General features: G+C 71.5%; 2 protein-coding genes. Both read left to right on the plus strand.

Going from position 1 to position 1,825, the window contains the following annotated elements:
* Positions 1–21 precede the first annotated feature (21 nt).
* Positions 22–1,197, plus strand: coding sequence for a site-2 protease family protein (locus B2284_RS12715; RefSeq protein ID WP_074045327.1), 1,176 nt, complete (start codon positions 22–24; stop codon positions 1,195–1,197).
* 11 nt (positions 1,198–1,208) lie between these two features.
* On the plus strand, positions 1,209–1,825 hold a 617-nt coding region (locus tag B2284_RS12720), incomplete at its 3' end, for a tRNA (adenine-N1)-methyltransferase (RefSeq protein WP_414646263.1).

The raw sequence follows: 1,825 nt of genomic DNA on the forward strand, positions 1-1,825 counted from the left end.
AGGCCCACATAGTCTTGGGGCATGCCCGAGCCCACACCCGGCCTCAAGATCGCCTCGCTGCGCGGCGTCCCCGTCTACATCGGACGCACGTGGCCGATCATCGCCGTCATCATCGTCGCGATCTTCGGCCCGCAGGTCGCCTCGCTGCACCCCGAATGGGGTTTCGGCGCGTACGTCGTCGGCATCGGGTACGCGTTGTTGCTGCTGCTCAGCGTGCTCGTCCACGAGGCGGCGCACGCCCTCGTCGCACAGGCTTGCCACTACCGCGTCACGCACATCGTCGCCGACCTCATGGGCGGCCACACGAGCTACGACACCCCCGACGCGACGCCCGGACGCAGCGCGCTCGTCGCCGCCGTCGGGCCGCTGTCGAACGCGGTGCTCGCGGTGATCGGCTTCCTCGGCCACCGCGCGAGTGACGGCGACGGCGCCGTGCCGCTGCTGCTCGGGGCGTTCGCGTGGAGCAACGCGTTCGTCGCGGCGTTCAACGCGTTGCCCGGTCTGCCGCTCGATGGTGGGTTCCTCGTCGACGCGCTCGTGTGGAAGCTGACGGGCAACCGCGCCACGGGCATGAAGGCCGCCGGCTGGTGCGGACGCATCGTCGCCATCGGCGTGGCCGCGTGGGCCGTGCTCGGGTTCGTACGCGCGCCCGGCTCGCTGTGGAGCCTCGTGTGGCTGCTGTTCATCGCCTCGTTCCTCTGGCGCGGCGCGAGCGTCGCCGTCAACGTCGGCATCAACCGCGAGTTCCTCGGCGGCATCCGAGTCGCCGACGTCATCCGCCCCGCCGTCGCCGTCCCCGCGAGCACGCCCGTCGCGGCACTGCCGGAGACGGGCGACACGATCGTCCTCATCGACGCAGACGGCGCCGCCAGCGCCCTCGTCGCGCCCGGTGCGCACGTGCGGGTGCCCGTGGATCAGCGCCCGCACGTGCCCGCGAGCGCCCTCGGCGAGGCCCTGCTGCCGCATGCGGGCGCCGTCATCTCCTCACCGCAGGACGACGTGATGGCGATCCTGCCCGCGTTCGAGGGCGATCCGACGCCGGGTGTCGTCACCGTCAGCATGCCGGTGGAAGGGCAGCCCGCAGCTGCCGACGACCCGGTCGCGCTGCGACTGGTCGGCATCGCGACGCTCGCCGACCTCGAGCGTGCGATGCAGCGTCACGCGCACGAGAGCGGCACCATGCCGCGGGGCGCCTAGACTTGCTCCCCATGAGCGAGAGCGATCAGACCCCCGCCCCGTCGACCGGCGCCGAGTACCGCCGCGGCCCCTTCCGGGAGGGCGAGCGCATCCAGCTCACCGACCCCAAGGGGCGCATGCACACGATCACGCTGACGCCCGGCAAGCAGTTCCACACCCACCGCGGTCACATCAAGCACGACGACCTCATCGGTTCGCCCGATGCGGTGACGGTGACGAACACGGCGGGCGTCGAGTACCTCGCGGTGCGTCCGCTGTTGAGCGACTACGTCATGTCGATGCCGCGCGGCGCGGCTGTCGTCTATCCGAAGGACGCCGGGCAGATCGTCACGATGGCCGACATCTTCCCCGGCGCACGCGTCGTCGAAGCGGGCGTCGGTTCGGGTGCGTTGTCGATGTCGCTGCTGCGCGCCGTCGGTGAGGACGGGCGCCTGTACTCGTTCGAGCGTCGCGAGGACTTCGCTGCCATCGCCGCGGGCAACGCGCGCGAGTTCTTCGGCGTCGACCACCCGGCGTGGAGCATCACCGTCGGCGACCTGGTCGAGGCGCTGCCGCAGACCGTCGAGTCGGGCACGATCGACCGCGTCGTGCTCGACATGCTCGCGCCCTGGGAGTGCCTCGACGTCGT

The sequence above is a fragment of the Dermacoccus sp. UBA1591 genome, from assembly GCF_002322065.1.
In the GTDB taxonomy this organism is placed as follows: domain Bacteria; phylum Actinomycetota; class Actinomycetes; order Actinomycetales; family Dermatophilaceae; genus Dermacoccus; species Dermacoccus nishinomiyaensis.

Bases quoted from the DNA above. Each gene is read 5' to 3' on its own strand.
- B2284_RS12715 (WP_074045327.1), top strand. From the start codon at position 22: ATGCCCGAGCCCACACCCGGCCTCAAGATCGCCTCGCTGCGCGGCGTC.